Genomic DNA, 24,423 nt, shown 5'->3' with positions numbered 1-24,423 from the left:
TCAGCCCCTCCGGACGGCCGGGCCGCCCTGCGGGCGCGGCAGCGGCAGCCGGGCGACCAGGTCGGCCACGATCTGCTCGGAGGTGCGGCGGCTGAGCTGGGTCTCGGCGGTCGGCATCAGGCGGTGCGCGAGGACCGGGACGGCGAGGCGCTGGATGTCGTCCGGGGTGACGTAGTCGCGGCCGTCCAGCGCGGCGGCGGCGCGGGCGGCCCGGACCAGGTGCAGGGTGGCGCGCGGCGAGGCGCCCAGGCGCAGCTCGTGGCTGTTTCGGGTGGCGCCGACCAGGTCGACGGCGTAGCGGCGGACCGGGTCGGCGACGTGCACGGTGCGGACCAGGTCGATCAGCTTGAGGATGTCGGAGGCGTGCGCGACCGGCTGGAGGTCCTCCAGCGGGCTGGCGCCGGCGTGCACGTCCAGCATCGCGAGCTCGGCCTCGGGGCTGGGGTAGCCGATCGAGATCCGGGCCATGAAGCGGTCGCGCTGGGCCTCCGGGAGGGGGTAGGTGCCCTCCATCTCGACCGGGTTCTGGGTCGCCACGACCATGAACGGCGAGGGCAGCTCGTAGCTGGTGCCGTCGATGGTGACCTGGCGCTCCTCCATGGACTCCAGCAGCGCGGACTGGGTCTTGGGCGAGGCGCGGTTGATCTCGTCGCCGACCACGATCTGGGCGAAGATCGCGCCCGGGCGGAACTCGAAGTCGTGCCGCTGCTGGTCGTAGATGTTGGTGCCGGTGACGTCCGAGGGCAGCAGGTCGGGCGTGAACTGGATGCGGCGCACGTTGCAGTCGACCGAGCGGGCGAGCGCCTTGGCCAGCATGGTCTTGCCGACGCCGGGCACGTCCTCCAGCAGCAGGTGGCCCTCGGCGAGCAGGACGGTCAGGGCGATCCGGACGGCCTCCGGCTTGCCCTCGATCACGCTCTCGACGTTGGCGCGGACCCGGTCCACGACCGCGGCGAGTTCGGGGAGCCCGACCCGCTGGTGCCCGTCCGTCCTCTGCTCGCCCCCCGCAGGACCGCCGAGACCGGCCTGATCGTTGTAGCTCGTCACCCGTTTACGCTCCCTGGCACCCTGTGCCCGCCCCGTCCCGAGGCCGGACCCCACCCCATGCTTGACGCGGCCGTCCCGGGGTCGGTTCCGATGGCGGATCCGGCGTCGGGGAGGCGGCCTGCGGCCCGGCCGCCCCAGGTGGTTCGGGGTCCGACCGGCAGGCGCATTCTCCCCCGCGCGGTGGCCAGAAGTCACCATTCGGCCGACCCCGAATGCCCGGGCACGGCTCGACCGCCCCCGGGCCCTCGCGGGCTGCCCTAGTCGATCTCGCGCAGCAGGCCGGTGTGGACGTCGAAGACGAAGCCGCGCACGTCGTCGGTGTGCGGCAGGAAGGGCGAGGTGCGGACGCGCTGCATGGACTGGCGGACGTCGCCGTCGAGGTCCACGAAGGACTCCACGGCCCACTGCGGGCGCTGGCCGACCTCCAGCTCCAGCTCGCGGCGGAAGTCCTCGGTGAGCCCGAGCAGACCGCAGCCGGTGTGGTGGATGAGCGCGATCGAGCGGGTGCCGAGGGCGCGCTGGCTGATGGTCAGGGACCGGATGGTGTCGTCGGTGACGACCCCGCCGGCGTTGCGGATGACGTGCGCGTCGCCCAGTTCGAGGCCGAGCGCCGCGAACAGGTCGAGGCGGGCGTCCATGCAGGCCACCACGGCGATCTTCTGCACCGGGCGGGCGTCCATGCCGCCGTCCTGGAAGGTCACCGCGTACTCGCGGTTGGACGAGACGAAGCGGTCGATGATCGTGGGGTGGGCAGGGGCGGCAGCGGCGTTCGGCGCGGGCCGGTCGGGGGTCACTGTCATGTCGGCGACGTTAGTGCCGATCCGGTGTCCGCGGTGGGGTGGAGAGCTACAGAACAGGCGGCTGTGATCGAGTGCATAGCCACAACCGGAGGGTTTGTCCGAGCTGGTCCCGGATGGGTCGTACGCGGTCGCGGGGCGGGGGGCGCGCGGCGGTCGTCGAGGGCCCCCGGGTCGGGCGGCCCGGGGGCCACCCCAACGGCCGCGACCTGCAGTGATCCGTACCGCCGCCCGGGTGGTGCGCCGGAGTGGACCATTGACTGGCAGGGCCCGGGCGATAGAGTTTGCGGCGCAGTGGAGCACACCCGTCGGGGCCCGTCAACCGGGCTTTCCCGGCCGGTGCGGCCCGGTCGACGCGGTCCGTGGCCTCCACCCGCTCCGTGCCCACCTGGCGCACCTTCCCCGGCGCCGGGCGGTCACGACCTTCCCCTTGAGCGGGCGGGGACCACGGGCCGCTTCGTCGTGCCGGGACACGGTGGGCGAGAATGGTCGCAGCTCCCGGACGTCGGGCTGCTCCGCACCGAGGAAGGGCGCCACCGCGCATGACCACCAACGAACCGGGCCCCAAGCACGTTCCGGTGATGCTGCAGCGGTGCATGGACGCACTGGCGCCGGCGATCTCCCGTCCCGGCGCCGTGGTGGTGGACGCCACCCTCGGCCTCGGCGGGCACAGCGAGGCGCTGCTCACCCAGTTCCCGGAGGTCCGGCTCGTCGCGGTGGACCGTGACCCGCAGGCGCTGAAGCTCTCCGGCGAGCGGCTGGCCCCGTTCGGCGACCGGGCGACCCTGGTGCACGCCGTCTACGACGAGATCCCCGAGGTGCTGGAGCGGCTCGGCATCGACCGCGTGGACGGCGTCCTGTTCGACCTCGGCGTCTCCTCGATGCAGCTGGACGAGGCGGACCGCGGTTTCGCGTACGCCCAGGACGCTCCGCTGGACATGCGGATGGACCAGACCCGGGGGATCAGCGCGGCGGAGGTGCTGAACACCTACAGCCACGGCGACCTGGCCCGGATCCTCAAGGTCTACGGGGAGGAGCGGTTCGCCGGGAAGATCGCCTCGGTGATCCTGCGGGAGCGGGAGAAGGAACCGTTCACCAACAGCGCGCGTCTGGTCGAGTTGGTGCGCAACGCCATTCCGGCGGCGACCCGCCGCACCGGTGGGAACCCGGCGAAGCGGACGTTCCAGGCGCTGCGGATCGAGGTCAACGGCGAGCTGGAGGTCCTGGACCGGGCGATCCCCGGGGCGCTGGACGCCCTCGCGATCGGCGGTCGGATCGTGGTGATGTCCTACCAGTCCCTGGAGGACCGCCTGGTGAAGCAGTACCTCGCCGCCGGGGCGACGAACACCGCCCCGCCGGGGCTGCCGTTCATCCCGGAGGAGCACCAGCCCTGGCTCAAACTGATCACCCGCGGTGCCGAGCAGGCCACCGAGGAGGAGATCGAGGAGAACCGGCGCGCCGCGCCCGTGCGGCTGCGGGTGGCGGAGAGGATCAGGGACCGACGCAAGCGGGGCTGACGAACCGGCCCCGGCGGGGTCCGAAGGGCGGAGGGAAGGCAAGTGGGGCCGGTGGCCGGTGAGGTCCGGGCGGGGCGGGGAGGACTCCCCGGACAGGGCAGGGCACGCATCACGGTCCGGCCGGGGAAACGCCCGGTCCGGGGGCGCACGCCGTTCGCGGTGCTCGTCGTGGTGCTGCTGGCGGCGGGCCTGCTCGGGCTGCTGGCGCTGAACACCGCGCTCAACGAGGGCTCCTTCGAGCTGTCCCGACTGCAGAAGCAGACCACCGTGGCGACCGACGAGCAGCAGAGCCTGCAGCACCAGATCGACCAGAGCTCGGCCCCGGACGCGCTGGCCAGGCGCGCCGCCGAGCTGGGCATGGTCCCGGCCGGGGGGATGGCCTTCCTGGACGTCCCGAACGGCGGCAAGGTGGTCGGTACGCCCGGCCCGGCGCAGGACAGCCCGCCGGTCAGGCGCTCGACGGCCGAGCCCTGGCCGACGAAGCCCGTACCGGGCGGCGCCCAGCCGAGCGCCGGGCAGTCACCGGCCGCCCAGCCGCCGGTTCCGGCGGCCGCGCCGACCGCTCCGCCCGTCCCCGCCACTCCGACGACGGCGGCCTCGGCCGGTGACTCGGTGATCCAGCTCAACCCGGCCCCGACCGCGCAGCCGAGCGGGGGTGCCGGTCGATGACGACGCCCCGTCAGCCCTCCGGAGGCTCCGGCTCCGGCAACGGCCGCCGCCCGGTGCCCCGGGGCGCCGCGCCGCGCGGCCAGTCCGCCGCCGGCCGCACCCCGTCCGCCAAGGGTCAGCCCGCGAAGGGTCAGCCCGCCAGGGGCCAGTCCGCGAAGGGGCAGCCGGTGCGCGGCCAGTCGGCGAAGGCCCAGCCCGGCAAGGCCGCGGCCGGTCGGACGACCCCGCGCACACCGCAGCCGCGAAGCCCCGAGGGCCGTCCGCCGGCCCGCAGTCAGGCAGCGGTGCGGCCGCGCCCCAAGAGCCGGCTGCCACAGCGCGCCAAGGCCCTGAAGCTGGCCGAGCCGAAGCGCCGGCTCCGGGTGATCACCGTGGTGATGTCGCTGGTTTTCTCCGTCTTCGCGGGCCGCCTGGTCCAGCTCCAGCTGGTCGACGCGGACGCGCTGGCCGCCGACGCCAACACCAACCGCTACCTGAACATCCCGATCACCGCCGAGCGCGGCTCGATAACGTCGGCCGACGGGGTGGCCCTGGCCGCCACCGTCGACGCGTACGACATCACCGCCGACCCGGCGATGTTCACCCCGGCCGCGACCGGCATCCCGGACGCGCCGGAGCAGGCGGCCGCCCTGCTGTCGCCGATCCTCGGCGTGCCCAAGGATCGGATCGCCGCCGACCTGCACACCCCGAAGACCCGCTACAAGCGGCTCGCCGCCCAGCAGACCCCGGCCGCCAAGAACCAGATCAGCGACCTCAAGTCGAGCCTGGAGAAGCAGGCCGGCTCACGGGCCTGCCAGCTCCAGAAGAAGCAGCTCGGCAAGCCCGCCGACCAGGGCGGGCGCACCCGGGTGGACAACGAGTGCGCCAACCCGCTGGCCGGGGTGTTCAACCGGGAGACCCAGAAGCGCGTCTACCCCGCCGACGGGCTGGCCGCCAACCTGGTCGGTTTCGTCAACGGCGAGGGCGCGGGCGCCGGGGGCCTGGAGCTGCAGTACCAGCAGCAGCTGGCCGGCAAGGACGGCCACAGCAGCTACGCCCAGGCGGGCGGACGGCTGGTGCCCACCGCCGGGGGCTCGATGGACCCGGCCGTGCCCGGCAGCGACGTGAAGCTGACCGTCAACCGGGACATCCAGTGGGCCGCCCAGCGGGCGATCACCGACCAGGTGGCCAACTCCGGTGCGGAGAAGGGCTACGTGGTGGTCCAGGACGTGAAGACCGGCCAGGTCCTCGCGATGGCCACCGCGCCCGGCTTCAACCCGAACGACCTGAGCCTGTCCAAGCCGGCCCAGCTGGGCAACCCGGCCCTGGTCGACGCGTACGAACCGGGCAGCACCGCCAAGCTGATGAGCCTGGCCGCCGTCCTGGACTCCGGCAAGGCCACCTGGGACACCAAGGTCACCGTCCCCAACCGGCTGGTCCGGGCCGGCCAGCAGTTCAAGGACGACGTCAACCACGACCCCTGGTACCTGACCCTGGCCGGGGTGCTGGCCAAGTCCTCCAACATCGGCACCATCGAGGCGATCGAGACCCTCGGCGGCGGCGACCAGCTCCAGGCCAACAAGGTGCTGGACGCCTACATGCGCAAGTTCGGCGTCGCCCAGCCGACCGGCCTGAACTTCCCCGGGGAGGCCTCCGGGATGCTCAAGAAGCCGGAGGACCTGGTCGCCTCGGAGAAGTACAACATCTCCTTCGGCCAGGGGCCGCTGCAGATGAACGCGCTGCAGGCCACCTCGGTCTACTCGACCATCGCCAACGGCGGGGTGCGGGTCGCGCCCAGCATCGTCCAGGGCATCACCGGCCCGGACGGCAAGTACAGCCCGACGCCGGCGGGTGAGCAGACCCGGGTGGTCAGCGAGCAGACCGCCAAGACCCTCACCTCGATGCTGGAGTCCGTCGTCGACGACGAGCAGGGCACCGGCGGCAAGGCCGCCATCCCCGGCTACCGCGTCGCCGGCAAGACCGGCACCGCCGACCGGGGGGCCGCCAACGGCGTCGGCTACGACGGCTACACCGCCTCGTTCATCGGCTTCGCCCCGGCCGACGCCCCCCGGGTCACCGTCTCCTGCACCCTCCAGGGCCCGGTCAACGGCCACTTCGGCGGGCAGCTGTGCGGGCCGGTGTTCAAACAGGTGATGGAGTTCACCCTGAAGACCCTGCAGGTCCCGCCGAGCGGCAGCCAGGCGCCCAACCTGCCAGTCGAGTGGAAGCCGTGAGCGAGCATGAGCAACGAGCGGGCCGGGCTGGACGACGGCGCGGCGCAGGGCCGGTTTGGCCCTGGGCACCCTTCGGCGGATAGCCTTCGCGCCGTGCCGAAACCCGATCAAACCACCGTGAGTCCGCCCCGCCCGACCGGGACCGCCGCTCTGCCGCTCACCGAGCTGGCCGTCCGGCTCGGTCTCGCGCCCGTCGAGGGCGGCGCCGTCACCGGCGTCACCCACGACTCCCGCGCGGTCCGCCCCGGCGATGTGTACGTGGCCTTCCCTGGCGCCAACCACCACGGCGCGGCCTTCGCCGCCAAGGCCGCCGAGTCCGGTGCGGTGGCCGTGCTCACCGACCGGGCCGGGGCCGACCTGGCGGCCGGCACGGGCCTTCCACTGCTGGTCGTGGAGCGGCCGCGGGCCGTCATGGGCGAGCTCGCCGCGATCGTCTACGGCAGCCCCTCCGAGCGGCTGCTGATGATCGGGCTGACCGGCACCAACGGCAAGACCACCACCTCGTACCTGGTCGAGGGCGGTCTGCGCGGCGCCGGGCGCCACCCCGGTGTGATCGGCACCGTCGAGATGCGGGTCGGCGACGAGCGGATCAAGAGCGAGCGCACCACCCCCGAGGCCACCGACCTGCACGCGATCCTCGGCGTGATGGCCGAGCGCGGCGCCGACGCGGTGACCATGGAGGTCTCCAGCCACGCCCTGGTCTTCGGCCGCACCGACGGCGTCGCGTACGACGTCGCGCTGTTCAACAACCTCACGCCCGAGCACCTCGACTTCCACCCGGACATGGAGGACTACTTCCAGGCGAAGGCCCGGCTCTTCCAGCCCGGCAAGTCCCGCCGCGGTGTGGTCAACGTGGACGACGAGTACGGCCGCCGGCTCGCCGCCGAGGCCAAGATCCCGGTGACGACCTTCTCCGCGGCCGGTGACCCGCAGGCCGACTGGCGGGCCGTGGACGTCGTGCTCGGCCCGGTCGGCTCCACCTTCCGGGTGCTCGGCCCGGACGGCGCCGAGGCCGATGCCGCCGTCCCGCTGCCCGGCCCGTTCAACGTCTCCAACGCGCTCGCCGCGATCACCCTGCTGGTCGCCGCCGGGCTGCCGCTGGAGCAGGCCGTGGCCGGCGTCGCCGCCGTCCCCGGCGTGCCCGGCCGGCTGGAGCGGGTCGACGCCGGCCAGCCGTTCGTCGCCGTCGTGGACTACGCGCACAAGCCGGACGCCCTGCAGGCCGTCCTCGCCTCGCTGCGCGAGGTCACCAAGGGCCGGCTGCACGTCGTCGTCGGCTGCGGCGGCGACCGCGACCCGCACAAGCGCGGCCCGATGGGCGCCATCGCCGCCCGCCTCGCCGACACCGCCCTGCTGACCAGCGACAACCCGCGTAGCGAGGACCCGCTGGCGATCCTCGCCACTATGCTGACCGGCGCCGCCGGGGTGCCCGAGGCCGAGCGCGGGGACGTCCTGGTCGTCCCCGACCGGGCCGAGGCGATCCGGCTGGCCGTCACCCGCGCCCAGGCGGGGGACACCGTGCTGGTGGCCGGCAAGGGCCACGAGCTCGGCCAGTACGTACGAGACGAGATCCGCCCCTTCGACGACCGGGAGGTGCTGCGCGAGTCCATCGCGCGGACCACCGCCGTGCGGGGCGACCGAGGAGTAGAGCAGCAGTGATCGCACTGACCCTCGCCGAGGTGGCCGCCGCAGTCGGGGGCACCCTGGACGGCGCCGATCCGGACACCCTGGTCACCGGCCCGGTCGAGGTCGACTCGCGCAGGGTGAGCCCCGGCGGCCTGTTCGCGGCCTTCGTCGGCGAGAACGCGGACGGCCACGACTACGCGGCCACGGCGATCGACGCCGGCGCCGTCGCGGTGCTGGCCTCCCGCCCCGTCGGCGTGCCCGCCGTCCTGGTCGACAGCGTGGTGGAGGCGCTCGGCAGGCTGGCCCGTACCGTGGTCGCCCGCGCCGAGGGCACCGCCGTGGTCGCGCTGACCGGCTCGGCCGGCAAGACCAGCACCAAGGACCTGATCGCGCAGGTGCTCCAGCGCCACGGTGAGACCGTCTACCCGCCGGGCTCGCTCAACAACGAGATCGGCCACCCGATGACCGCCCTGCGGGTCGAGGCCGGCACCCGTCACCTGGTCATGGAGATGGGCGCCCGGCACAAGGGCGACATCGAGTACCTCACCTCGATCACCCCGCCCCGGGTCGGCGTGGTGCTGAACGTCGGCACCGCCCACGTCGGCGAGTTCGGCTCCAAGGAGGCGATCGCCGAGGCCAAGGGCGAACTCGTCGAGGCACTGCCGGCCGACGGGGCGGCGATCCTCAACGCGGACGACCGGCTGGTGCGCGCGATGGCCTCCCGCACCAAGGCGAAGGTGGTCCTCTTCGGGGAGTCCCCGGACGCCCACGTGCGGGCGACGGACGTTCGCCTGGACGCCACCGGACGGCCATCGTTCACGCTCACCACCCCAGCCGGTTCCGCGCCCGTGCAGCTGCGCCTGTACGGTGAGCACCACGTCTCGAACGCCCTCGCCGCCGCCGCGGTGGCGGTGGAGCTCGGGATGTCCGTCGACGACACCGCCGCCGCCCTGGGCGAGGCGGGTGCGCTGTCCCGCTGGCGCATGGAGGTCGTCGACCGGGCCGATGGTGTCACCGTCGTCAACGACGCCTACAACGCGAACCCCGACTCGATGCGGGCCGCGCTGCGGGCGCTGGTCTCGATGGGGGGACGCGGTCCGGAGCGCCGCCGTACCTGGGCGGTGCTCGGCGAGATGCGGGAGCTCGGCGAGGAGAGCCTGGCCGAGCACGACGCCATCGGGCGGCTCGCCGTCCGGCTCGACGTCACCAAGCTGGTGGCGGTCGGCGGACGCGAGGCGGCCTGCATGGAACTCGGCGCGAGGAACGAAGGTTCGTGGGGTGAGGAGTCGGTGCTGGTGTCCGACGCGGACGCGGCGGTCGAGTTGCTGCGCAGTCAGCTGCGGCCGGGGGATGTGGTCCTGGTGAAGGCTTCCCGTTCGGTGGGGCTGGAGAAGGTGGCCGAGGCCCTCCTTGCGGACGGTGATGCCCGATGATGAAGCAGATCCTCATCTCCGGGATGATCGGCCTGATCCTCTCGCTGGTCGGCACGCCCGCCCTGATCAAGCTGCTGGCCCGTCAGGGCTACGGCCAGTACATCCGCGACGACGGCCCCAAGGCGCACCACAGCAAGAAGGGCACGCCCACCATGGGCGGCATCGCCTTCATCCTGGCGACCCTGATCGCGTACTTCGCCACCAAGGCGATAACGGGCGAGTCCCCGACCGCCTCGGGGCTGCTGGTGCTCTTCCTGACCACGGGCCTCGGCCTGGTCGGCTTCCTGGACGACTACATCAAGGTGGTCAAGCGCCGCTCGCTCGGTCTGCGGGCCAAGGCGAAGCTGGCCGGCCAGTCCATCGTCGGCCTGGTCTTCGCGGTCCTGGCACTGCAGTTCCACGACGACCGGGGGCTCAGCCCGGCCTCGCAGTCGCTGTCCTTCGTGCGCGACTTCAAGTGGTCGATCGGCCCGGTGCTGTTCGTCATCTTCGCGTACTTCATGATCGCGGCGACCTCCAACGGCGTGAACCTGACGGACGGTCTGGACGGCCTCGCCACCGGCGCCTCCGTGATGGCCTTCGGCGCCTACACCTTCATCGGGGTCTGGGAGTACGGCCAGAGCTGCGCCTACTTCCTCTCCGCGACGAACGCCTGCTACGACGTCCGCGACCCGCTGGACCTCGCGGTGGTCGCGGCCGCCCTGATGGGCTCCTGCTTCGGCTTCCTGTGGTGGAACACCTCGCCCGCCAAGATCTTCATGGGTGACACCGGCTCGCTCGCCCTCGGCGGCGCCCTGGCCGGTCTGGCGATCTGCTCCCGCACCGAGCTGCTGCTCATCCTGCTCGGCGGCCTCTTCATGATCATCACCCTGTCGGTGATCATCCAGGTCGGCTCCTTCCGGATGACCGGCAAGCGCGTCTTCAAGATGGCACCGCTGCAGCACCACTTCGAACTCAAGGGCTGGAGCGAAGTCCTGGTCGTGGTCCGCTTCTGGATCATCCAGGGCCTCTGCGTGGCCGTCGGCCTCGGCCTCTTCTACGCGGGATACCGGACCGGATGATCAATCCTGACTTCACTGAGCTGCCCGTCGTCGTCGCCGGACTCGGCGTATCGGGCATCAGCGCCGCGCGCGTCCTGCAGGGCCTCGGCGCCCGCGTCACCGTCGTGGACGGCGGCAGCGGGCCGGGCCTGGTCGCCCGGGCCGCCGAGCTGGAGGCGCAGGGCGTCGCCGTGCGCCTCGGCGACGGCGCGAGCCTGCCCGAGGGCACCGAGCTGATCGTCACCTCGCCCGGCTGGGCGCCGGACAGCCCGCTGTTCGCCGCCGCCGGGGCGGCCGGGGTGCCGGTCTGGGGCGACGTCGAGCTCGCCTGGCGGCTGCGCAAGCCGCTGCCGGGCACCGGCGAGCCCGCCCCCTGGCTGGCCGTCACCGGCACCAACGGCAAGACCACCACCGTCCAGATGCTCGCCTCGATCCTCACCGCAGCCGGCAAGCGCACCGCCGCCGTCGGCAACGTCGGGGTCTCGGTGCTGGACGCGGTGCTCGCCGAGGAGCCGTACGACGTGCTCGCCGTCGAACTCTCCAGCTACCAGCTGCACTGGGCGCCCTCGCTGCGCCCGTACTCGGCCGCGGTGCTCAACCTGGCGCCCGACCACCTCGACTGGCACGGCTCGATGGAGGCGTACGCCGCCGACAAGGGCCGGATCTACGAGGGCAACGTCGTCGCCTGCGTGTACAACCTGGCCGACCCGGCCACCGAGGCGCTGGTCATGGAGGCCGACGTCGAGGAGGGCTGCCGGGCGATCGGCTTCGGCCTCGGCGCGCCCGGCCCGTCGAACTTCGGCGTGGTGGACGGGCTGCTGGTAGACCGGGCCTTCGTCGAGGACCGGGCCAAGAACGCCGCCGAGCTCGGGGCCGTCGAGGACGTGAACCCGCCGGCGCCGCACAACATCGCCAACGCGCTCGCCGCGGCGGCGCTGGCCCGGGCGTACGGCGTCGAGCCGAAGGCCGTCCGGGAGGGCCTGCGGGCCTTCCGCCCGGACGCCCACCGGATCGCCGAGGTCGGCGTGGTCCGCGAGGTCACGTACATCGACGACTCCAAGGCCACCAACACCCACGCCGCGGCCGCCTCGCTGGCGGCCTACCGGCCGATCGTCTGGATCGCCGGCGGCCTCGCCAAGGGCGCGACCTTCGACGACCTGGTGCAGGGCGCGGCCGAGCGGCTGCGCGCGGTGGTGCTGATCGGGCAGGACCGGGCGCTGATCCGCGAGGCGCTGGAACGACACGCTCCGGATGTGCCCGTGATCGAGGCGGCCGAGGGCCAGACTGGCGCGGTGGCGATGGCCGAGGTCGTCCGCACGGCCGCGTCGCTCGCCCGATCGGGTGACACGGTGCTGCTGGCCCCGGCCTGCGCCTCGATGGACATGTTCACCAACTACGGCGAGCGCGGCGACATGTTCGCGGCGGCCGTCCGGGAGCTGGCGGACGCCGGGGAGTAGGGCTGCGGCACCGGCGGAGGAGCCGCAGCGGACGGAGAGCGGGGAGTGGTGGCGGGGCAGGGCAGGGCGGAATCCGGCGTGCGCGAGCAGGACGCCGCCGAGCCGTGGCGAGTGATCTCCGCCACCACGACCAAGTACAAGTCGGCCGGTCCGCTGGCCCGTGTCCAGGCCTTCCGGGCCCGGCTCGGGTACTGGCTGGACCGGCCGCTCACGCCGTACCTGCTGGTCATCGGAAGCACCCTGCTGCTGGTCGTGCTCGGCCTGATGATGGTCTTCTCGGCCTCGCAGATCCTCGCCCTGAACCAGCACCACTCGGCCCAGTACTACTTCCTCAAGCAGCTGATCGCGGCCATCCTCGGCCTGGTCCTGCTGATCTGCTTCGCCTCCGTCCCGGTGGCGGTGCTGCGGGTGATCACCTACCCGGTGATGATCGGGGTGATCGGCGCGCTCACGCTGGTCGCCGTACCGGGCATCGGGGTGCGGATCAACGGCAACCAGAACTGGCTGGATTTCGGCTTCTTCCAGTTCCAGCCGTCCGAGTTCGCCAAGCTCGCGCTGGTGCTCTGGGGCGCCGACCTGCTCGCCCGCAAGCAGAAGGCCGGCACCCTGAACTCCTGGAAGCACCTGCTGGTGCCGCTGGTGCCCGGGGCCCTGCTGCTGCTCGCGCTGATCATGTTCGGCGGCGACATGGGCACCTCGATGATCCTGGTCGCCATGGTGTTCGCGCTGCTCTGGATGGTCGGAGCGCCGCTGCGGCTGTTCGTGGCCACCGTCGGCGTGGCGGTGGTGGTCTGCACCGCCCTCGTCGTCACCGTCCCGCACCGGGCGGAGCGGCTGGGCTGCATCGGCGTGACCAAGCTCGACCCCGAGGGCGCCTGCTTCCAGGCCCTGCACGGGGTCTTCGCGTTCGCGAACGGCGGCGGCTTCGGCACCGGCCTCGGCGCCGGCGTCGAGAAATGGGGCCAGCTGCCCGAGGCGCACACCGACTTCATCTTCGCCGCGACCGGCGAGGAACTGGGCCTGGTGGGGACGCTGTCGGTGATCGGTCTCTTCGCGGCACTAGGCTACGCGGGTATCCGTGTGGCCATCGGCACGAAGGACTCGTTCGTCAGGTACGCCGCGGGAGCCGCCACCACCTGGATCATGGCGCAGGCCATGATCAACCTGGGGTCGGCGCTGGGACTGCTGCCCATTGCGGGCGTCCCGCTCCCGCTGTTCTCCTACGGCGGTTCCGCCATGCTGTCGGCCATGTCCGCGATCGGTGTGCTGCTGTGCCTGGCACGCAGCACCTCGGGCGCGAAGGCGGCCCTGGCCGCCCGGAGCAAGAACTCCCGGATCAGGAAGCGACTGGCCCGGGTGCTGCCACGACGACGAACCACAGCGCGCCCGGCCCCAGGGCCGGCACGCAGGGAGCGGTGAATTTCGGTGCATGTCGTACTCGCCGGCGGGGGGACCGCCGGTCACATCGAGCCGGCCATGGCCCTCGCGGACGCCCTCCGCAGGCACGACCCGTCCATCGGGATCACCGCCCTGGGCACCGAGCGCGGTCTGGAGACCCGACTGGTACCCGAGCGCGGCTACCAGCTGGAGCTCATCCCGGCCGTGCCGCTGCCCCGCAAGCCCACCCCGGAGCTGATCACCGTCCCCGGCCGGCTGCGCGGCACCGTCCGGGCCGCCCAGGAGATCATCGAGCGGGTCAACGCGGACGCCGTGGTCGGCTTCGGCGGCTACGTCGCGATGCCCGCCTACCTGGCGGCCAAGCGGGCCGGCGTGCCGATCGTGGTGCACGAGGCGAACGCCCGCCCGGGCCTGGCCAACAAGATCGGCGCCCGCTACAGCGACTTCGTGGCCGTCTCCACGCCCGACAGCAAGCTGCGCGACTCCCGGTACATCGGCATCCCGCTGCGCCGGACCATCGCGACCCTGGACCGCAACGCGGCCCGTCCGGAGGCCCGGCACTACTTCGGCCTCGACCAGCGGCTGCCCACCCTGCTGGTCTCCGGCGGCTCCCAGGGCGCCCGCCGGCTCAACGAGACGGTCACCGCGATCGCCCCGCGGCTGCAGCAGTACGGCGTGCAGATCCTGCACGCGGTCGGCCCGAAGAACGAGCTGCCGCAGGTCGCGGACGTCCCCGGGATGCCGCCGTACCGCCCGGTGCCGTACCTGGACCGGATGGACCTCGCCTACGCGGCGGCCGACATGATGCTCTGCCGGGCTGGCGCCATGACGGTGGCCGAGCTGGCGGCCGTCGGCCTGCCTGCCGCCTTCGTCCCGCTGCCGATCGGCAACGGCGAGCAGCGGCTCAACGCCCAGCCGATGGTCAAGGCCGGCGGCGGCCTGCTGGTGGACGACGCCGAGCTGACCCCGGACTGGGTGCTGCAGAACGTGCTGCCGGTGCTCACCGACCCGCAGCGGCTGTGGGACATGAGCCGGGCCGCCGCCGAGTTCGGCCGCCGGGACGCCGACGACCTGCTGGTCGGCATGGTCTACGAGGCGATCCAGGCCCACCGCGGCGGCCGCCGCCGTGGCTGACGGCCGGCCCGCCGACCCGCTCGAAGCGGAGCTGGAGGACGAGGAGTCCGCTCCTCGCCTCCGGCTCTCCCGGCGGGGCATCGTGGTGCTGGGGGCGCTCGGCGCCGCGGTGCTGGGCGGGCTGGCCTGGCTGGTGTTCTACTCGTCGGTGCTGGACGTGCGCAGTGTCGCCGTCCAGGGCGCGACCGACGACAAGCTGACGGCGGCCCAGGTCCGCGACGCGGTCGGCGGGCTCGGCGACGGCCCGCTGGCCCGGGTGGACCTGGACGACGTCCGGCGCCGGGTGGAGGCGATCCCCCGGGTGGCGAAGGCCGAGGTGTGGCGGGGCTGGCCGCACACCCTGCAGGTGAAGGTCGCCGAGCGCAAGGCGGTGGCCGCCGTCAAGGGGGAGGACGGCCGGTTCACCCAGGTGGATGCCGCGGGCGTGAGCTTCGCCACCGAGGCGGCTCCGCCGGACGGCGTGCCGGTGGTGGAGCTGCGACTCAGTCAGCAGGCGAACGACGTGGACGGGGTGATCTCCCGTTCGCAGCTGGTCCAGGGCGCGGTCGCGGTGGCCGCCGGGCTGCCGCCGGAGGTGGCCAAGCGGGCCGGCGCGGTGCTGGTGCACTCGTACGACGACATCGAACTGCAGCTCAGCGGGGGTGCGACGGTGCGCTGGGGGAGCCCGGAACAAATCGACCGGAAAGCCCGGGTGCTGGTGGCACTGATGAGTCAGAAGGGTACGAACTTCGACGTGACGGCGCCTGAGGCGCCGGCGGTGTCGGGATGATCCGGTAGGTTCTGTGCCAGAGGGAGGGGTTGACGCCTCGAAGTGTCGGCCCGACCCTTGGTGGTCACCCCGGTTTCCTAAGCCGGCTGATGATCACATAGGCTCAAAAGAAAAAGGGAAGCTCGGCGTGTGTCGTTGAAACACGTGCCTGGGGCCACCTAGTGTCCTGTGTCACCAGACTGTGTCCCTTGGTGATGTGACGGAGGCACAGTACTAACCCTAAAGGTCAAGTTTAGGGTTGGGGTCGGCGGTCGGCATTTCGGACATTCAGTCAGGAACCAGGCCTCCCTACCCATCGACATCCGTCGGAACGGACCCTCGCCGGGCCGGGCCGACCCGGAAATTCGAGGCGAGAGGCCTTCGACGTGGCAGCACCGCAGAACTACCTCGCAGTCATCAAGGTCGTCGGTATCGGCGGCGGTGGTGTCAACGCCATCAACCGGATGATCGAGGTCGGTCTCAAGGGCGTCGAGTTCATCGCGATCAACACCGATGCGCAGGCCCTCCTCATGAGCGACGCCGACGTCAAGCTCGATGTGGGCCGTGAACTCACCCGGGGCCTCGGCGCCGGCGCCAACCCCGAGGTCGGCCGCAAGGCGGCCGAGGACCACCGCGAGGAGATCGAGGAGGTCCTCAAGGGGGCCGACATGGTCTTCGTGACCGCCGGCGAAGGCGGTGGCACGGGCACGGGCGGCGCGCCCGTCGTCGCCAACATCGCGCGCTCCCTGGGCGCCCTGACCATCGGCGTGGTCACCCGTCCGTTCACCTTCGAGGGCCGGCGCCGGGCCAACCAGGCCGAGGACGGCATCGCCGCCCTGCGCGAAGAGGTCGACACCCTCATCGTGATCCCCAACGACCGGCTGCTGTCCATCTCGGACCGCCAGGTCAGCGTGCTCGACGCGTTCCGCTCGGCCGACCAGGTCCTGCTCTCCGGTGTCCAGGGCATCACCGACCTGATCACCACCCCGGGCCTGATCAACCTCGACTTCGCGGACGTCAAGTCCGTCATGTCGGACGCCGGTTCGGCACTCATGGGCATCGGCTCGGCCCGCGGTGAGGACCGCGCCAAGGCCGCCGCCGTGATGGCCATCTCCTCGCCGCTGCTGGAGGCCTCCATCGACGGCGCCCGCGGCGTGCTGCTCTCCATCTCGGGCGGCTCCGACCTCGGCCTGTTCGAGATCAACGAGTCGGCCCAGCTGGTCAGCGAGGCCGCCCACCCCGAGGCCAACATCATCTTCGGTGCGGTCATCGACGACGCGCTCGGCGACGAGGTCCGGGTCACCGTCATCGCGGCCGGCTTCGACGGCGGGCAGCCGCCGGCGATCGTCCGCGAGCCGGTGGTCAAGTCCACCGCCGCGCCGGAGCGCCCGGCCACGCCGCCGGCCGCCCCGGAGCGCCCGGCCGGCCGCCCGTCGTACGGGAGCATCGGCTCGGTGACGTCCCGCTCCGAGGGCGAGTCCCCGGCCGCCTCGCCGAGCCGGTCGGCCGAGACTCCGGCCGGCACGACCGCGTCCGCCCCGGTGCCGCCGCAGGTCCAGCCGGTCCGGCAGCCGTACGTGGAGAGCCCGGCGGAGGAGCTCGACGTCCCGGACTTCCTTAAGTGATCGATCACGCAGTACACGCGGGTGCTCACTTCGCCTTCACCGACCGGTGGGGCGGGGTGAGCACTTCGCCGTACGGGGAGCTCAACCTCGGCGGCGCGGTGGGGGACGACCCGCAGGCCGTCCGGGAGAACCGGGCGCTCGCCGCCCGCGAGCTGGGGCTCGAACCGGCCGACGTGGTGTGGATGAACCAGGTGCACGGCGCCGAGGTCGCAGTGGTGACGGAGCGCCAGCCGCTCGGGGAGGCCCCGACGGTGGACGCGGTGGTCACCGACCGGCCGCTCGCGCTGGCGGTGCTGACCGCCGACTGCACGCCGGTCCTGCTGGCCGACCCCGTGGCGGGCGTCGTGGGCGCGGCCCACGCCGGCCGGCCCGGGCTGGCCGCCGGGGTGGTGCCCGCGGTGGTCCGGGCGATGGTCGAACTGGGGGCCGAGCCCGGGCGGATCACCGCCGCCACCGGCCCCGCGGTCTGCGGCCGCTGCTACGAGGTCCCGGCCGGACTGCGCGACGAGGTCGCGGCCGTGGTGCCGCAGGCCTTCGCCGAGACCTCCTGGGGGACCCCGGCCCTGGACGTGCCGGAGGGAGTCGCGGCCCAGCTGGCCGCGACGGGGGTCAACGAGGTGGTGCGGTCATCGGTCTGCACCCTCGAATCCGCCGATCACTACTCCTATCGTCGTGAGCAGCGCACGGGCCGGCTCGCGAGCTACGTCTGGTTGGGCTCTGATCACTGATGACGAACGACATCTACGGACCGTTCCCGGGCGGGCCCGGCCCCTTCTTCCCCGATGAGAGGTGGCTGGCCGCACTGACCGGGGGCCGGCGGGCCCGGTACGAGGAGCTCGGGACCAACCTTGAGGTGGTCGAGCGCCGGATCGCGGCCGCCTGTGCGGCTGCCGGGCGCGCCCGGGACGAGGTCACGCTGATCGTCGTCACCAAGACCTACCCCGCCGAGGACAGCGCGCTGCTGGCCGGACTGGGTGTGACGGACGTCGCGGAGAACCGCGACCAGGACGCCGCACCCAAGGCGGAACAGTGCAGAAACCTTCCTCTTGACTGGCACTTCGTCGGTCAGCTGCAGACCAACAAGGTCCGCTCGGTCGTCGGGTACGCGAACCACGTGCACTCGGTGGACCGGCTGCGACTGGTGGAGTCGCTCTCCGCGGCCGTGCTGAAGTCGGAGCGTCCGGAGCTGGGCTGCCTGGTGCAGGTGGCGCTGGACAAGGAGCACGGCGAGGGGGTGCACCGGGCCGGGGTCGCGCCGGAGGACGTCGCGCGGCTGGCCGACGCGATCGCCGACACGCCCGGGCTGCGGCTGGACGGTGTGATGACCGTCGCTCCGCTGGCCGGTCCGCTGGCCGGGGACCCGGCCGCCGCCTTCGATCGGCTGGCGGAAATCGCAACCGCCGTACGGACGGACCATCCTGCTGCCACCATGGTCTCCGCAGGGATGAGCGGTGACCTTGAGCAGGCGATTGCCGCCGGAGCGACACATGTGCGCGTCGGAACGGCGGTACTCGGAGTGAGGTCACCCCTCAGGTAACGTCACCGAGTAAGTAGATCAGACTGCAGGACAAAATAGGACAGAATCTAGCAGCTCTCCGGAGCGCTAGCGAACCGTGGATCGCAGCTCCGCGGGTCCCACTCCACGAATCCTGACGGGCCGTCGGCCTGACGTGCCGTCGTGGATGGACCGCGGAGTCCGCAGGCAGGGCCGTACGGCCCGGGCCGCCGGGACGGAGCCGGTCCGCACGGAGCGAGCGAAGCGAGCGACCACCGGAAGGGACGCGGCTTCGCGGAGCAGCCACCGAGCGCCAGCGAGGTGGCCATGAGCGGAGGAGACAGGAGCATGGCCGGCGCAATGCGCAAGATGGCGGTCTACCTCGGCCTCGTGGAGGACGAGACGTACGACGGCCAGGGGTACGACCCCGACGACGACTACGACGCGGACCCCGAGCCGATCCGGACGGGACAGCGGACCGAGGACATTCCCCGGCCGGCCGCCGCGGCCGCCGCCACGCCCGCACCGGTCTCCTCGATCACCCCGCAGCCGGTGCCGGCGGCGGTGCCGATCCGGCAGGAGACCCCGAGGATGGCCCCCGTGTCGTCCATCACACCCGAACGCCGCCACAACCTGGAGAAGAGCGCCCCGGTGATCATGCCCAAGGTAGTGAACGAACGAGAGCCCTACCGCATCACCACGCTGCACCCGCGGACCTACAACGAGGCCCGTACCATCGGGGAACAGTTCCGTGGCGGCACTCCTGTGATCATGAATCTGACCGAGATGGACGACACGGACGCGAAGCGGCTCGTAGACTTCGCCGCTGGACTCGTCTTCGGTCTGCACGGCAGTATCGAGCGCGTGACGCAGAAGGTGTTCCTGCTGTCGCCTGCTAACGTCGATGTCACGGCGGAGGACAAGGCTCGGATCGCCGAGGGTGGGTTCTTCAACCAGAGCTGACCCGGCCACGACTTTACGTGTGGATCTGATCAACAGTGGTTGGCGACAGGTGACGAGCGGCGGGCCCCAGGGCTCGGGACCGGGGAGAGGGAAACGCGATGGACATCGTGTGGGCGGTGCTCTACTACGCCCTGACCGTCTTCCTGGTGTTCCTGCTCGTGCGGCTGGTCATGGACTGGGTCTTCCAGTTCGCGCGTTCGTGGCGGCCCGGCAAGGCCATGGTCCTGGTCCTGGAGGCCACGTACACTGTCACGGATCCGCCGCTCAAGCTTCTTCGGCGGCTCATTCCGCCGTTGCGTTTCGGGGGCGTGGCGCTCGACCTGTCCTTCTTCGTACTGATGATCATTGTGTATGTCCTGATCTCGCTTGTGCACCCCTAGTCGTAGGTGAGCGATGCGACAGGATGCCGGTGTGCCGACGATCACGTTGAGGTGAAGAGATGCCATTGACCCCCGAGGACGTTCGGAACAAGCAGTTCACGACCGTCCGCCTGCGTGAAGGCTATGACGAGGACGAGGTCGATGCCTTCCTCGACGAGGTCGAGGCGGAGCTGACCCGCCTCCTCCGGGAGAACGAGGACCTGCGCGCCAAGCTGGCCGCCGCGACTCGTGCCGCCGCGCAGAACCAGGCCAACCTGCGCAAGGAGCCGCCGCAGGACGCCCCCCGCCAGGGTGGCGCCCCGGTGCCGGCCGCCATATCCGGCCCGCCGGTCCCCGGCCAGCAGGGCCCGGGCGGCCCGCAGCAGATGGGCCCCGGCGGTCCGCAGCAGATGGGTCCGGGTGGTCCGCAGCAGATGGGCCCCGGTGGCCCGCAGCAGCAGATGGGCAACCAGCCCCTCGGCCTGCCCGCCGGCTCCGCGCCGCAGCTCCCGCCGGCCGGCGGCCCGCAGCAGCAGATGAACCAGACCATGGGCGGCCAGCAGCAGCTGGTCCAGCCGATGGGCGGTCAGATGCTGCAGCCCATGGGCGGCCCCGGTGGCCCGCAGCAGATGGGCAACCCGATGGGCCAGGGCATGGGCCAGGGTATGGGCCAGGGCATGGGTCAGCAGCAGATGCAGCAGATGGGTGGCCCCATGGGCGGCCCGCAGCAGATGGGCGGCCCCATGGGCGCCCCGATGCAGCAGCAGGGTCCCGGTGGCGACAGCGCCGCCCGCGTCCTGGCGCTCGCCCAGCAGACCGCCGACCAGGCGATCTCCGAGGCCCGTTCCGAGGCCAACAAGATCGTCGGCGAGGCGCGCAGCCGGGCCGAGGGCCTGGAGCGCGACGCCCGTGCCAAGGCCGACGCCCTGGAGCGGGACGCGCAGGAGAAGCACCGCGTCGCGATGGGCTCCCTGGAGTCCGCGCGAGCCACGCTGGAGCGCAAGGTCGAGGACCTGCGGGCCTTCGAGCGTGAGTACCGCACGCGCCTGAAGTCGTACCTGGAGACCCAGCTGCGCCAGCTGGAGTCGCAGGCCGACGACTCGCTCGCTCCGCCGCGGATCCCCGCCACCGCGTCGCTGCCGCCGGCGGCCTCGTCGATGACGCCGGCCGGTGCGGGCTCGATGGGCAGCGGTGCGCCGAGCTTCGGTGGCAACCAGCCGTCCTTCGGTGGCAGCTCGCCGTCCTTCGGCGGGAACACCTCCTTCGGTGGCAACGCCCCGGCGCCCAGCTTCGGGCAGTCCAACGGCGGCAACAGCGGTGCTCCGCAGATGCAGCCGGCCGGGATGACCCAGCCGATGGCGGCCGTCCGGCCGCAGCCGCCGCAGCCGATGCAGCAGGCTCCGGCGCCGATGCGGGGCTTCCTGATCGACGAGGACGGCGACAACTGAGGTTGTAGCAGGACCTTCCGAGGGCGCCCCCTCTCCGACTTCCGGGTCGGGGAGGGGGCGCCTTTCGTGTGCCCGGGGGAGGGGGAGGGGGCGCACCGGGGTCGCCCCCGCGCCCCCGGCGGGGCGGCGAGGGGGAGCGGGGGCGTCGCGGCGGGGGCGGCTACGGCGAAGCCGCCGTCCCCCGGGCGGGGACGGCGGCTTCGCCGGGGGTCAGGCCTTGCGGAGCTGGAAGGCGAGGCCCAGGGACTCGTCGGTGAAGGTCTCGGAGTCCCAGTCGGCCGTACCGGCGGCGAAGTCGGTGGCGAGGACCTCCTCGGCGACCAGGGGACCGTGTTCGGCGATGGCCTCGGCGGTCTCCTCCGTGGTGGCGCGCCAGCGCAGGACAATGCGGTCGGCGACGTCCAGGCCGGAGTTCTTGCGGGCCTCCTGGATCTGGCGGATGGCGTCGCGGGCGACGCCGAGGCGCTTGAGCTCCGGGGTGATGGCCAGGTCGAGGGCGACGGTGGCGCCGGACTCGTTGGCGACGGCCCAGCCCTCGCGCGGGGTCTCGGTGATGATCACCTCGTCCGGGGAGAGGGTGACCGTCTCGCCGTTCAGCTCGACCGAGGTCCGGCCGTCGGCGCGCAGTTCGGCGGCCAGGCGGGCGGCGTCGGTGGCGGCGACCGCCTTGGCGACGTCCTGCACGCCCTTGCCGAAGCGCTTGCCCAGCGCGCGGAAGTTGGCCTTGGCGCTGGTGTCGACCAGCGAGCCGCCGACCTCCGCCAGGGACTCCAGGGTGGAGACGTTGAGCTCCTCGGCGATCTGCGCGCGCAGGTCGGCGGGCAGCTCCTCCCAGCCCTGGGCCGCGATCAGCGCGCGGGAGAGCGGCTGACGGGTCTTCACGCCGGACTCGGCGCGGGTGGCCCGGCCGAGTTCCACCAGGCGGCGGACCAGCGCCATGTGGCGGGAGAGGTCGGCGTCGATCAGCGACTCGTCCGCCTGCGGCCAGGTGGCCAGGTGGACCGAGGCCGGGGCGTCCGCGACGACCGGGACGACCAGGTCCTGCCAGACCTGCTCGGTGATGAACGGGGTGAGCGGGGCCATCAGGCGGGTGACGGTCTCCAGCGCCTCGTGCAGGGTGGCCAGCGCGGCGGCGTCGCCCTGCCAGAAGCGGCGGCGGCCGCGGCGGACGTACCAGTTGGACAGGTCGTCGACGAAGCCGGAGAGCAGCTTGCCGGCGCGCTGGGTGTCGTACGCCTCGAAGGCCGTGTCGACCTCGCGGACCAGGGTGTTCAGCTCGGAGAGCACCCAGCGGTCCAGCTGCGGGCGGTCGGCCGGGGCCGGGTCGCTCGCGGACGGCGCCCAGTTCGAGGTGCGGGCGTACAGGGCCTGGAAGGCGACGGTGTTCCAGTAGGTGAGGAGGGTCTTGCGGACCACCTCCTGGATGGTGCCGTGGCCGACCCGGCGGGCGGACCAGGGCGAGCCGCCGGCCGCCATGAACCAGCGGACGGCGTCCGCGCCGTGCTGGTCCATCAGCGGGATCGGCTGCAGGATGTTGCCCAGGTGCTTGGACATCTTGCGGCCGTCCTCGGCCAGGATGTGGCCCAGGCAGACGACGTTCTCGTAGCTGTTCTTGTCGAACACCAGGGTGCCGACCGCCATCAGCGTGTAGAACCAGCCGCGGGTCTGGTCGATCGCCTCGGAGATGAACTGCGCCGGGTAGCGCTTCTCGAACAGCTCCTTGTTCTGGTACGGGTAGCCGTACTGGGCGAAGGGCATCGAGCCCGAGTCGTACCAGGCGTCGATGACCTCGGGCACGCGGGTGGCGGTGCCGCCGCAGTCGCGGCAGGCGAAGGTCACCGCGTCGATGTACGGGCGGTGCGGGTCGAGGCCGCTCTGGTCGGTGCCGGTCAGCTCGGTCAGCTCGGCCAGCGAGCCGACGCAGGTGAGGTGGCCCTCCTCGCAGCGCCAGATCGGCAGCGGGGTGCCCCAGTAGCGGTTGCGGCTGAGCGCCCAGTCGATGTTGTTGTTCAGCCAGTCGCCGAAGCGGCCGTGCTTGACCGTCTCCGGGAACCAGTTGGTGGCCTCGTTCTCGCGGATCAGCGCGTCCTTGACGGCGGTGGTCCGGATGTACCAGGACGGCTGCGCGTAGTAGAGCAGGGCGGTGTGGCAGCGCCAGCAGTGCGGGTAGCTGTGCTCGTACGGCAGGTGGCGGAAGAGCAGGCCGCGCTCCTTGAGGTCCGCGACCAGGGCCTCGTCGGCCTTCTTGAAGAACTGGCCGCCGACCAGCGGGACCTCGGGGGCGAAGGTGCCGTCGGCCAGCACCGGGTTGACCACCGGCAGGCCGTACTTGCGGCAGGTCGCGAGGTCGTCCGCGCCGAAGGCGGGGGACTGGTGGACGATGCCGGTGCCGTCCTCGGTGGTGACGTAGTCGGCGTTGAGGACGTAGTGCGCGTCCTCGATCTCGACCAGGTCGAAGGGGCGGCGGTAGGACCAGCGCTCCATCTCGGCACCGGTGAAGGACTCGCCGGTGGTCTCCCAGCCCTCGCCGAGGGCCTTGGCGAGCAGCGGCTCGGCCACGACCAGCTGCTCGTTGCCGTCGGTGGCCACCACGTAGGTGACCTCGGGGTGGACGGCGGCGGCGGTGTTGGAGACCAGGGTCCACGGGGTGGTCGTCCAGACCAGGAGCGCGGCCCGGCCGGCCAGCGGGCCGCCGGTCAGCGGGAAGCGGACGAAGACCGAGGGGTCGACCACGGTCTCGTAGCCCTGGGCCAGCTCGTGGTCGGACAGGCCGGTGCCGCAGCGCGGGCACCAGGGGGCGACCCGGTGGTCCTGGACCAGCAGGCCCTTGTCGAAGATCTGCTTGAGCGACCACCAGACGGACTGGACGTACGACGGGTCCATCGTCCGGTAGGCCTCGTCGAGGTCGACCCAGTACCCCATGCGGGTGGTCAGCTCGGCGAAGGCGTCGGTGTGGCGGGTCACCGAGTCGCGGCACTTGGCGTTGAACTCGGCGATGCCGTACGCCTCGATGTCCTGCTTGCCGGAGAAGCCCAGCTCCTTCTCGACGGCGAGCTCGACCGGGAGGCCGTGGCAGTCCCAGCCGGCCTTGCGGGCGACGTGGTAGCCCTTCATCGTCCGGTAGCGCGGGAAGACGTCCTTGAAGACGCGGGCCTCGATGTGGTGGGCGCCGGGCATGCCGTTGGCGGTCGGCGGGCCCTCGTAGAACACCCACTCGGGGCGGCCCTCGGACTGTTCCAGACTGCGCTGGAAGACCTTGTTGTCCTGCCAGAACGACAGGATCCGGTGCTCCAGGGCAGGCAGGTCCACCTGCGCCGGGACGGGGTGGTACAGAGGTGCCGCGCGCAGCGCGTCGTTGGAAGGGCGGTGGTGGGTGACGGGTTGGGAGCTCATCGCGGGCGTCTACCTCCGGCGGATGCTGTGACTGGATCCTCCGGAGGGACGAGACGGCCGG

The 24,423-nt window shown here is 72.2% G+C and carries 19 protein-coding genes; 16 read left to right on the top strand and 3 right to left on the bottom strand.

Annotation, left to right across the window (positions count from 1 at the left end):
* Both ACIGG8_RS12895 and ACIGG8_RS12890 read right to left on the bottom strand, forming a co-directional pair.
* Entirely contained in the window at nt 1–945 is a 945-nt protein-coding gene (locus tag ACIGG8_RS12895) for an AAA family ATPase (RefSeq protein WP_396547756.1), read from the bottom strand.
* A gap of 359 nt (nt 946–1,304) precedes the next feature.
* Nucleotides 1,305–1,847: a carbonic anhydrase gene (locus ACIGG8_RS12890; RefSeq protein ID WP_350522501.1), complete on the bottom strand. Its 543-nt coding sequence runs from the start codon at nt 1,845–1,847 to the stop codon at nt 1,305–1,307.
* Between the two features lie 539 nt (nt 1,848–2,386).
* Here ACIGG8_RS12890 and rsmH point away from each other — a divergent pair.
* From rsmH to ACIGG8_RS12810, 16 genes are all read left to right on the top strand, one after another.
* A complete protein-coding gene (rsmH, locus tag ACIGG8_RS12885; RefSeq protein WP_350522500.1) occupies nt 2,387–3,361 on the top strand; it encodes a 16S rRNA (cytosine(1402)-N(4))-methyltransferase RsmH in 975 nt (324 codons plus the stop codon).
* A gap of 159 nt (nt 3,362–3,520) precedes the next feature.
* Nucleotides 3,521–4,030, top strand: a complete 510-nt coding sequence (locus ACIGG8_RS12880) for a hypothetical protein (RefSeq protein WP_396547612.1) — start codon at nt 3,521–3,523, stop codon at nt 4,028–4,030.
* Nucleotides 4,027–6,243, top strand: coding sequence for a penicillin-binding transpeptidase domain-containing protein (locus ACIGG8_RS12875; protein WP_396547611.1), 2,217 nt, complete (start codon nt 4,027–4,029; stop codon nt 6,241–6,243). The genes ACIGG8_RS12880 and ACIGG8_RS12875 overlap by 4 nt, the downstream gene beginning before the upstream one ends.
* Nucleotides 6,244–6,336: 93 nt before the next feature.
* Nucleotides 6,337–7,902 carry a UDP-N-acetylmuramoyl-L-alanyl-D-glutamate--2,6-diaminopimelate ligase gene (locus ACIGG8_RS12870; protein ID WP_396547609.1) on the top strand — a complete coding sequence of 522 codons (1,566 nt, stop codon included), beginning with the start codon at nt 6,337–6,339 and terminating at the stop codon, nt 7,900–7,902.
* Nucleotides 7,899–9,302 carry a UDP-N-acetylmuramoyl-tripeptide--D-alanyl-D-alanine ligase gene (gene murF / locus ACIGG8_RS12865; RefSeq protein WP_396547608.1) on the top strand — a complete coding sequence of 468 codons (1,404 nt, stop codon included), beginning with the start codon at nt 7,899–7,901 and terminating at the stop codon, nt 9,300–9,302. The genes ACIGG8_RS12870 and murF overlap by 4 nt, the downstream gene beginning before the upstream one ends.
* Nucleotides 9,302–10,363: a phospho-N-acetylmuramoyl-pentapeptide-transferase gene (mraY, locus tag ACIGG8_RS12860; RefSeq protein WP_396547755.1), complete on the top strand. Its 1,062-nt coding sequence runs from the start codon at nt 9,302–9,304 to the stop codon at nt 10,361–10,363. Before murF ends, mraY begins: the two co-directional genes overlap by 1 nt.
* Nucleotides 10,360–11,799, top strand: coding sequence for a UDP-N-acetylmuramoyl-L-alanine--D-glutamate ligase (gene murD / locus ACIGG8_RS12855; RefSeq protein ID WP_396547606.1), 1,440 nt, complete (start codon nt 10,360–10,362; stop codon nt 11,797–11,799). Before mraY ends, murD begins: the two co-directional genes overlap by 4 nt.
* 78 nt (nt 11,800–11,877) lie before the next feature.
* Nucleotides 11,878–13,218, top strand: coding sequence for a putative lipid II flippase FtsW (gene ftsW, locus ACIGG8_RS12850; RefSeq protein ID WP_396547604.1), 1,341 nt, complete (start codon nt 11,878–11,880; stop codon nt 13,216–13,218).
* 6 nt (nt 13,219–13,224) lie between these two features.
* Entirely contained in the window at nt 13,225–14,331 is a 1,107-nt protein-coding gene (murG, locus tag ACIGG8_RS12845) for an undecaprenyldiphospho-muramoylpentapeptide beta-N-acetylglucosaminyltransferase (RefSeq protein ID WP_350522495.1), read from the top strand.
* Nucleotides 14,324–15,100: a cell division protein FtsQ/DivIB gene (locus ACIGG8_RS12840; protein ID WP_396547602.1), complete on the top strand. Its 777-nt coding sequence runs from the start codon at nt 14,324–14,326 to the stop codon at nt 15,098–15,100. The genes murG and ACIGG8_RS12840 overlap by 8 nt, the downstream gene beginning before the upstream one ends.
* 365 nt (nt 15,101–15,465) lie before the next feature.
* Nucleotides 15,466–16,704 carry a cell division protein FtsZ gene (gene ftsZ / locus ACIGG8_RS12835; protein WP_396547600.1) on the top strand — a complete coding sequence of 413 codons (1,239 nt, stop codon included), beginning with the start codon at nt 15,466–15,468 and terminating at the stop codon, nt 16,702–16,704.
* On the top strand, nt 16,701–17,432 hold the full coding sequence (gene pgeF / locus ACIGG8_RS12830; RefSeq protein WP_350522492.1) for a peptidoglycan editing factor PgeF: 732 nt from the start codon (nt 16,701–16,703) through the stop codon (nt 17,430–17,432). The genes ftsZ and pgeF overlap by 4 nt, the downstream gene beginning before the upstream one ends.
* A complete protein-coding gene (locus ACIGG8_RS12825) occupies nt 17,432–18,241 on the top strand; it encodes a YggS family pyridoxal phosphate-dependent enzyme (protein ID WP_350522491.1) in 810 nt (269 codons plus the stop codon). Before pgeF ends, ACIGG8_RS12825 begins: the two co-directional genes overlap by 1 nt.
* 306 nt (nt 18,242–18,547) lie before the next feature.
* Nucleotides 18,548–19,162 carry a cell division protein SepF gene (locus ACIGG8_RS12820; RefSeq protein WP_030060144.1) on the top strand — a complete coding sequence of 205 codons (615 nt, stop codon included), beginning with the start codon at nt 18,548–18,550 and terminating at the stop codon, nt 19,160–19,162.
* 98 nt (nt 19,163–19,260) lie between these two features.
* Nucleotides 19,261–19,542: a YggT family protein gene (locus tag ACIGG8_RS12815; protein WP_030060143.1), complete on the top strand. Its 282-nt coding sequence runs from the start codon at nt 19,261–19,263 to the stop codon at nt 19,540–19,542.
* Between the two features lie 59 nt (nt 19,543–19,601).
* Nucleotides 19,602–20,969 (top strand): DivIVA domain-containing protein, encoded by a 1,368-nt coding sequence (locus tag ACIGG8_RS12810; protein WP_396547598.1) that lies wholly within the window; start codon nt 19,602–19,604, stop codon nt 20,967–20,969.
* Nucleotides 20,970–21,179: 210 nt separating this feature from the next.
* Here ACIGG8_RS12810 and ileS read toward each other — a convergent pair whose 3' ends face one another.
* Nucleotides 21,180–24,362: an isoleucine--tRNA ligase gene (gene ileS / locus ACIGG8_RS12805; RefSeq protein ID WP_396547597.1), complete on the bottom strand. Its 3,183-nt coding sequence runs from the start codon at nt 24,360–24,362 to the stop codon at nt 21,180–21,182.
* Between the last annotated feature and the right edge of the window lie 61 nt (nt 24,363–24,423).

Source organism: Kitasatospora sp. NPDC085464 (assembly GCF_044541955.1).
Classification (GTDB): Bacteria; Actinomycetota; Actinomycetes; order Streptomycetales; family Streptomycetaceae; genus Kitasatospora.
The sequence above is the reverse complement of the archived record's forward strand: the minus strand, read 5'-3'. Positions and strand labels throughout refer to the sequence as shown.

Coding starts and splice junctions, on each gene's coding strand:
- ACIGG8_RS12810 (WP_396547598.1), top strand. CDS start 19,602: ATGCCATTGACCCCCGAGGACGTTCGGAACAAGCAGTTCACGACCGTC.
- ACIGG8_RS12875 (WP_396547611.1), top strand. CDS start 4,027: ATGACGACGCCCCGTCAGCCCTCCGGAGGCTCCGGCTCCGGCAACGGC.
- ACIGG8_RS12890 (WP_350522501.1), bottom strand. CDS start 1,847: ATGACAGTGACCCCCGACCGGCCCGCGCCGAACGCCGCTGCCGCCCCT.
- ACIGG8_RS12825 (WP_350522491.1), top strand. CDS start 17,432: ATGACGAACGACATCTACGGACCGTTCCCGGGCGGGCCCGGCCCCTTC.
- ACIGG8_RS12815 (WP_030060143.1), top strand. CDS start 19,261: ATGGACATCGTGTGGGCGGTGCTCTACTACGCCCTGACCGTCTTCCTG.
- ACIGG8_RS12820 (WP_030060144.1), top strand. CDS start 18,548: ATGGCCGGCGCAATGCGCAAGATGGCGGTCTACCTCGGCCTCGTGGAG.
- mraY (WP_396547755.1), top strand. CDS start 9,302: ATGAAGCAGATCCTCATCTCCGGGATGATCGGCCTGATCCTCTCGCTG.
- rsmH (WP_350522500.1), top strand. CDS start 2,387: ATGACCACCAACGAACCGGGCCCCAAGCACGTTCCGGTGATGCTGCAG.
- murD (WP_396547606.1), top strand. CDS start 10,360: ATGATCAATCCTGACTTCACTGAGCTGCCCGTCGTCGTCGCCGGACTC.
- ileS (WP_396547597.1), bottom strand. CDS start 24,362: ATGAGCTCCCAACCCGTCACCCACCACCGCCCTTCCAACGACGCGCTG.